Genomic DNA, 7,425 nt, shown 5'->3' with positions numbered 1-7,425 from the left:
CTTGTGTTGGTGTGGGGTAAAATCGAAACGAGTAGGCTTTTTCCATGTCTCACATTTTAGCATATATTTCGTAAACGATGCTCATATTTAACAGTAAAGCCGTCGTAGAACGACGGGGTTTCAGACCCAAATTTTCGATGAAGCGGTGAAAGCGGGTAAAATCGACGGTTATGTGGAGTATTCTGGCACGGCTTTCACGGGAATTTTGCAAGAAAAACCCCTTAACGATGCCCGATTAGTCTCTGAAAAGCTGCAAGAGATTTATCCGGAAAAATTTAATCTAGAAGTGTTTCCCAGTTTAGGATTTGAGAATACTTTCGCCATTGTTATCCGGGGAGAAACCGCCAGTCAATACAATCTGAAAACTCTCTCGCAAGTTGCTAAATATACACCCAATTGGCAAGCGGGTTTTGGTTATGAATTTTTGGAAAGGGAAGACGGTTACAAGGGATTAGCGAAGACCTACGGCCTAAATTTTGCCGGACCCCCGAAAGTGATGGATTTAGGGTTAATGTACCGCGCTTTAGCCGAAAAACAAGTGGATTTAGTGGCGGGAAATTCCACCGATGGCTTAATTCCCGTGCTAGATTTAGTCATCCTAGAAGATGATCAACGCTATTTTCCTCCCTACGAAGCGGTACCGATTTTTAACCTGGATAGTTTGCAAAAATATCCGCAATTGCGACAGGTTTTAGCGAAACTCACCGGCAAAATTACCTCCACAGCTATGCAGAAATTAAACTATCAGGTGGATGGACGCGATCGCAGGGTGGAGGAAGTGGTTAAAGAATTTCTAGTCTCCCTCTCTTAACCATTTAGTCACTCCCCCGGGTTGGTCGATTAAAGTAATGCCTTGGGCTTTTAATTCTGCGCGAATGCGATCGCTTTCGGCGTAATTTTTCGCTTTTTTCGCCTCTGTCCGTTGTTGGATGAGATTTTCGATTTCCGCTGCACTAATTCCCTCAGAAACAGGGGTTTCCCTCTGGTCGGCGGCAATTTCTAGACCCAAAACCCTAGACAATTTCACCAAAGTATGCCATTTTACCGCTAATTCGGCCAGATTACTGTCCGTATTACCCGCATGGGTTAAATTATTACCTTCCTTGCGTAATTCCTTAGCGATTTCAAATAACACCGCTAAACCACCGGCAAAGTTAAAATCGTGATTTACCGCCTCTTGAAAGCGATTTTCTAGCTCTTGGTCAGTAATTGCGGGATTATCGGGCGGAAGATGCTTATAACCAAAGGATAAACCCTCTTGTAAAGTATGCCAGCCATTAGTGGCCGCCTGCAATCCCTCATCGGAAAAATCGATCGGTTTGCGGTATTGGGCGCCTAAAATTAATAATCTTACGGCTAAGGGGTCATATTTTGCCAATAACTCGCGAATAGTGATGAAATTACCGAGGGATTTCGACATTTTTTCCCCGGCCACCTTAACCATGCCATTATGTAACCAATAGTGGGCCAGAGGTTTACCCGTAGCCGCTTCACTTTGGGCAATTTCGTTTTCGTGGTGGGGAAAAATCAGATCACTTCCCCCCACATGAATGTCGATAGTTTCTCCCAATTGTTCTTTGACCATGGCCGAACATTCAATATGCCACCCCGGACGACCTTGGCCCCAGGGAGAATCCCAACTAGGTTCCCCCGGTTTTGCCCCCTTCCAGAGGGCAAAATCAAAGGGGTCTTGTTTTTTAATTGCTTCCGGGTCGTCGGTTTCTACCCGGCCGCTGGCCCCGGCTTGCAGATCATCCAGTTTTCGCCCTGATAGTTTGCCATAATCAGAAAAACGACGGACGGAATAGTAAACATCGCCATCGCTGGGGTAAGCATAGCCTTTTTGTTCTAATTCATAGACTAGGCGCTTGATCCCGTCGAGGGTATGAGTGGCCCGGGGATAAGCGTCCGCCGGTCTGACTCCTAATTTTGCCATATCCTCAAAGTAGGCCTCGATAAATTTCTCGGCTACGGCTGCCATGGTGGTATGTTCATTTTTAGCCCGATTGAGAATTTTATCGTCAATATCGGTGAAATTCTGAATATAGCGCACTTGATAGCCGAGATACTCCAAATAACGCCGCACCACATCCCAAACCACACAGGTACGCGCATGACCCAAATGGCAATAATCATAGACGGTAATGCCGCAGCAATACATGGAGACAATGCCGGGGATGAGGGGGGTAAAGGGTTCTTCGCGACGACTGAGGGTGTTGTAGAGGATTAAGGTCATGGATGGAGAAATTTTTTTCTGGGGAAAAAGGCTAGTCCAATTTTATAGCAGTTATTTTCAGTTATCAGTGATCAGTTATCAGTTATCAGTGATCAGTTATCAGTGACCGCTAACCACTTTCCCTGATTTACTTACTATATTTTGTGTTTTTTGTCAAGGGGTTTTTGGGGTTTTAGTAAAGATGTGACGGTAAGATTCGAGAAGATAGGACTGTTTTGATGACAACTATTATTGATAGAATCGATAGAATAACGAGAGGAAAGCTTGATTGTTTGCCTCAACCGACAATTTTTAATTGTTAATAAACTTTGACCAGACCCTAACTATGAATGAACCACCTAATAGCGCTGGCGATGAAATCCAATTACCCCGGGGAGAAAGAGTTGACCAGCTAAGAAATCTCATCGAAACCCTACGCATTGCCGATGAAGTGGCCAATCGCGGTTATTTGATTACCAGCGCCGAAGTGGCCGATTTAATGGATATTAATCCAGGGGCCGTTACCAGTCGAGGCGACCATTGGCCGTGGCGAAATTGGGTAATCTCCCGGGTCAGACGGGAGGGAAACCAAATTCTTTGGCAGTTGGAAAAAGTCGATTAGGATTAATGGCAACCATCAGTTAATTTCTCTCTTAACTTTTGTCAATTAGCAATTAGGGTTTGCTAAATAAATCTAAAAACCTTGTTGGGTAAGACTTTTAGACTTTTGGTCAATCAAAAAGTCCCAGATCTGGGAGGGATCGGGGGGAAAATTCCGGGACTTTTTCCCTGAAAATTAGGTAATTTACCAGATGAAAATGGGTAAAAACCTACACCCCACACCCTGTCCCCACGAAAAACTTTTTCAGCAAACCCTAATTATCTCGTCATTTTCCCCCAGCAGATGACGCGCAAAACGTCGGGCCAGGGGCGGAGCAGATACAAGTGTACTGGTAAAGCCAGAAAATACCTGCAATCCCACTTTATCGGCGATCTCTCCCACTAGAGGCCGTCCCGAGGGAGCAAAGGCCACTAGGCAATGATGACAGCTGCCGGGGAGAGAGGCTAAAGAGGGCAGCAATGTCCCCACGGCGGTGCGGATTGCTTTTTCCCCGGCCAGAGGGTTTAAAATCGCATCTGGATCGGTGATAATGGCGCTAATTTGCCCTAGATAAAGGCTTTGATCCCGGAATTGTACCGCCCCCGTTTCTAAAACACTGGCAATTATTTCTGGGGTTTCTCTCTGCCAAATGCCCTGCTTTTCTAGTTGGGTGATTTTTTGCTCTAATAGCAATCTGGCAGCAATTGCGGGCATAACTAGGGTGTTTAATTTGATCTCAGTGGGGGGAATTTTGATCACCTGGGCATGGGTAAAATAGACGGGAGCAGTAATACCGGATTTTTGCAGTAAAGACCGGGTTAATCCCCCCGCACAGACGATAGTTTCCCCAGCATAATAATTATTTTTAGGAGTTTTTACGCCGGTAATTCTCGATGCAGTTTCAATTAATTCGATGACAGCTTCCCGAATAATCTTGCCTCCCAGACGCAGAAAAGCTTGTTGATAGGCAAGATTAGTTTTTTCGGCGTTGATGTGACCGTGGGGCAGTCGTAAAACTCCGGAGATAGCTGCGGGATTTAATAGAGGTTCTAAAGCGATCGCTGCTTGCGGATCGAGAATTTCGGGGGTAATAGCAAAGATAGCAAATTTTTCGGCCACAGTGGCTGGGTCATCTTCAGGGTTAACGGTGAGAATTAACTCTATGTCCCGGTATTCATTATCTATGCCCAATTCCTGGGATAAATTGCGCTGAATTTCTCGACCTTCTTGATATAATTTTCTCTGGATTTCTGTGGTAGCCGACCAATAGGCTAAACCCCCGTAACTGTAGAAAGTGGCGTTGAGGGGATGGGTTTCTTTTTCTAATAAGAGGACTCGACTGCCTAGGTTAGCTAGTTCATAACTTAAGGCGGAACCGGTGATACCACCACCGATAATTATATAATCATAAGTTGTGGTCATAATTGGGCTTATTTTTTCTCAATTAATCCATTCTATCATTATACTTGCTCAGTTCCCTGGTTCTGATTTGAGCAATAGTTGCTATAATTAGAGAAAAAGTTCAAAGCGGGATCAGATAACTATGCAACAGATAGAAACTAGGGGGATAACTGACTCATGGATTAAAGCTAGTTGGGAAGAATACCTAGAAGCGATTAACAACTTCCCAGAAAATCAAGGAAAAAGTTATTATTACAATGGCTATTATCGATTAGAAATGACTCCTATTGGATTTGAACACGCTAGAGATCATCACGTTGTCTTTTTGGGGGTGAGTCTCTACGCTATCCTCAAAGAAATTCCTTTTCAAGGACTCCCCACTTGTTCCTATCGCAAAAGAGGAATTAGAGAAGTGCAGCCCGATATATCTTACTATCTAGGAGAGAAAGCGAATCTGATACCAAATGGGACTTCGATTATTGATTTAAATCAGTATCCCCCACCAGATTTAGTCATTGAAATCTCAAAATCTACCCTTAATGATGACTTAGGCAATAAACGCTTACTCTACGAAGAATTAGGGGTTAGTGAATACTGGAGTGTTAAGGTAGATGATCCTCAAATATTTGCTTTTGAAATAATCGATCGAGGTAGCAAAAGAATTGATATATCAAAGGTTTTACCTAATTTAAAACTTGCGGTTTTAGAGTCAGCTTTACAACAGGCACGCAGCAAGGATCAAAGTCAGGTGGGACGTTGGTTAATCAGTCAATTTCAAGGTTAAATCCATAAAATCGAGGCTAATATTATGCAACAGCTAGAAACTACTATCTCGACAGATTTATGGATTAAAGCTAGTTGGGAAGAATACTTAGAAGCAATTAAAAACTTCCCAGAAAATCAAGGAAAAAGTTATTATTACAATGGCTATTATCGATTAGAAATGAGTCCTATTGGTAACGATCATGCCAGCGATCATGCTATTTTGCTCTTCGCTGTTAGTCTCTATGCCACCCTAAAAAATTTGGCCTTTAATGCCAAAGATAATTGCAGTTTTCGCAAGTCTGGTTATCGAGAAGTTCAACCGGATATATCTTATTATTTTGCCGACAAAGCTAATCTGATTCCCTACGGTACTTCGATTATTGATTTAAATCAGTATCCCCCACCAGATTTAGTCATTGAAATCTCAAAATCTACCCTCAATGATGACCTAGGCAATAAACGCTTACTCTATGAAGAATTAGGAGTTAGTGAATATTGGAGTGTTAACGTCGATTATCCCCAAATATTCGCTTTTGAAATAATCGATCAAGGTAGCAAAAGAATTGATATATCAAAGGTTTTACCTAATTTAAAACTTGCGGTTTTAGAGTCAGCTTTACAACAGGCACGCACCAGAGATCAAAGTCAGGTGGGACGTTGGTTAATCAGTCAATTTCAAGGTTAAATCTTACTGTTTTTTGGCAGCCGCTTTCTCCAATAAAGACTCGGCAAAAGCGATGGCATCTGCTGCCGAATTTCCTCCCGTTAATTGTGCCAATTCTTCCCTTCTCGTCTGACGATTATCAAGAGAAGTAACCCGGACAACCGTGCGAATTTCCGAGAGATTAGTGGGATTATCTTCGGCAATCATTTGTTTATAAACTCGAAAATGGTGATCAGCTAAAGCAGCCACTAAAGGTTGATGGGTAACGCACAAAACTTGATATTGTTGACCTAATTGATCTAATTTATCGGCAATTGCTTGGGCAACTTTTCCCGATACTCCCGCATCGATTTCGTCAAAAATCAGGGTTGCAGCTGCCGATTGGGATTGGGAAAAACAGGACTTTAAAGCTAGGAGAAAACGACTCATTTCTCCTCCAGAAGCGGTACTGGATAAAGGTTGGATTTTTTCCCCCGGATTGGGACTAAAATAAAATCCCACTTGATCGACTCCCAGACTGCTAGGATTACCCGGAGCAATCCGACAGACAAAAATCACCTTTTCCATGGCTAAAGGTTTTAATTCCTGTACCAATTGTTTTTCTAGTTGACTAGCGGTTTCTTGTCGCAAAAAGGTCAACTGAGTGCTAGTTTCTCGATAGATTTTTTCCTGTTGCTGACAAATTTTTTCTAATTCCTCAATCGATTGTCCTTCTCCCGTCAACTCCGCTAATTCCTGCTGTAATTTCTGATAATAATCGAGCGCTTCGGCTAAACTTGGGCCATATTTGCGACAAATGCGCTTAAGTTGGACAATTCTCTCTTCTATCTCGTTCAATCTCTCGGGATCTGCCTCTAGACTATCCCCATAAACGTTGATTTCCTGTCCCGCTTCCACCACCTGATTTAATGCCGATCGCACCATCTCTAAAATTGGCTCTAAACTACTATCATAAACCATCATATTTGTCAAGATATTTTCAGCTTTTCCTAACAAATCGGCGACGGCCGGTTGATCGCGATCGTTTTGGTAGAGTAGTTGATAGACTTGATAGCTGGAATTTTGCAAATCGACACCGTGGGAGAGTCGGTTTCTTTCCTGTTCCAACTGTTCCAACTCGTCAGCGTCAGTTAAATTAGCTGATTCTAGTTCTTTTAGTTGATATTCTAGTAAATCTAATCTTTGTAGGCGATTTTGTTCCGATTGCAACCTCTTATTTAAACTATTCTTGCTTTCTTGCCAGTTAAGGTAGGCTGTGGCTACTTTTTCCCGCTGCCGCAGCAGCGATTCACCCCCGTAGAGATCTAATAATTCCCTCTGTCGATTAGCGTCCATTAACTGAACTGTTTGACCTTGGGCGGTGATTTCTACCAAAAAATCTCTTATTTGCGCCATTTGTTGGCGATTAGCGACGACTCCGTTAATCCGAGAACGAGAACGCAAGGAATTATTAGTAATCACTAATTCCCGGCTGATGGTCAGACTATTATCCTCTAATGGGTCAATTTCCTGACTTTCTAGCCAAACAATTAATTCTGGAGTCAGAGAAAAAGTCGCTTCTAGGGTTGATTGTTGGCTTCCCTGACGGATGACGCGATGATTGACTTTACCACCGAGAACAATATCGATCGCATCTAATATAATCGATTTTCCTGCCCCCGTCTCACCGGTCAGTACATTTAATCCGCTGCCGAAAGTTAATTCTAAGCGATCGATGAGGGTAAAATTTTCAATTCGTAGGCAGGATAACATATATCAGTAATCAGTAATCAGTAATCA

General features: G+C 42.8%; 7 protein-coding genes and 1 pseudogene. 4 read left to right on the top strand and 4 right to left on the bottom strand.

Features of this window, described 5'->3' with window-relative positions; genetic code table 11:
* Positions 1 to 46 (bottom strand): helix-turn-helix domain-containing protein (locus tag IM509_RS24100; protein ID WP_353737710.1); only part of this gene is annotated, 46 nt, incomplete at its 3' end.
* Positions 47 to 118: 72 nt separating this feature from the next.
* Between IM509_RS24100 and IM509_RS12260 the strand changes: the two are divergent.
* Positions 119 to 811 (top strand): annotated as a pseudogene (locus tag IM509_RS12260) (glycine betaine ABC transporter substrate-binding protein); the annotation flags it as partial.
* Here IM509_RS12260 and cysS read toward each other — a convergent pair.
* Complete coding sequence (cysS, locus tag IM509_RS12255; RefSeq protein ID WP_185237867.1) at positions 794 to 2,236, bottom strand: cysteine--tRNA ligase; 1,443 nt, start codon at positions 2,234 to 2,236, stop codon at positions 794 to 796. The pseudogene IM509_RS12260 and the gene cysS sit on opposite strands and share 18 nt — an antisense overlap.
* 325 nt (positions 2,237 to 2,561) lie before the next feature.
* Between cysS and IM509_RS12250 the strand changes: the two genes are divergently transcribed.
* Positions 2,562 to 2,837 carry a hypothetical protein gene (locus tag IM509_RS12250; protein ID WP_002768833.1) on the top strand — a complete coding sequence of 92 codons (276 nt, stop codon included), beginning with the start codon at positions 2,562 to 2,564 and terminating at the stop codon, positions 2,835 to 2,837.
* A gap of 243 nt (positions 2,838 to 3,080) precedes the next feature.
* Here the strand turns inward: IM509_RS12250 and IM509_RS12245 are convergent, their stop codons facing one another.
* On the bottom strand, positions 3,081 to 4,238 hold the full coding sequence (locus IM509_RS12245) for an NAD(P)/FAD-dependent oxidoreductase (protein WP_185237868.1): 1,158 nt from the start codon (positions 4,236 to 4,238) through the stop codon (positions 3,081 to 3,083).
* A 121-nt stretch (positions 4,239 to 4,359) separates the two neighbouring features.
* Between IM509_RS12245 and IM509_RS12240 the strand changes: the two genes are divergently transcribed.
* On the top strand, positions 4,360 to 5,001 hold the full coding sequence (locus IM509_RS12240) for a Uma2 family endonuclease (protein ID WP_185237869.1): 642 nt from the start codon (positions 4,360 to 4,362) through the stop codon (positions 4,999 to 5,001).
* Between the two features lie 24 nt (positions 5,002 to 5,025).
* Positions 5,026 to 5,667: a Uma2 family endonuclease gene (locus IM509_RS12235; RefSeq protein WP_052277730.1), complete on the top strand. Its 642-nt coding sequence runs from the start codon at positions 5,026 to 5,028 to the stop codon at positions 5,665 to 5,667.
* A gap of 3 nt (positions 5,668 to 5,670) precedes the next feature.
* Here IM509_RS12235 and recN read toward each other — a convergent pair whose 3' ends face one another.
* Positions 5,671 to 7,398, bottom strand: a complete 1,728-nt coding sequence (recN, locus tag IM509_RS12230) for a DNA repair protein RecN (protein WP_052277729.1) — start codon at positions 7,396 to 7,398, stop codon at positions 5,671 to 5,673.
* Positions 7,399 to 7,425: the final 27 nt, after the last annotated feature.

It is taken from the genome of Microcystis sp. M31BS1, assembly GCF_020245285.1.
Classification (GTDB): Bacteria; Cyanobacteriota; Cyanobacteriia; order Cyanobacteriales; family Microcystaceae; genus Microcystis; species Microcystis panniformis.
Note: the sequence above shows the minus strand (reverse complement) of the source record. Positions and strands in the feature narration are given on the sequence as shown.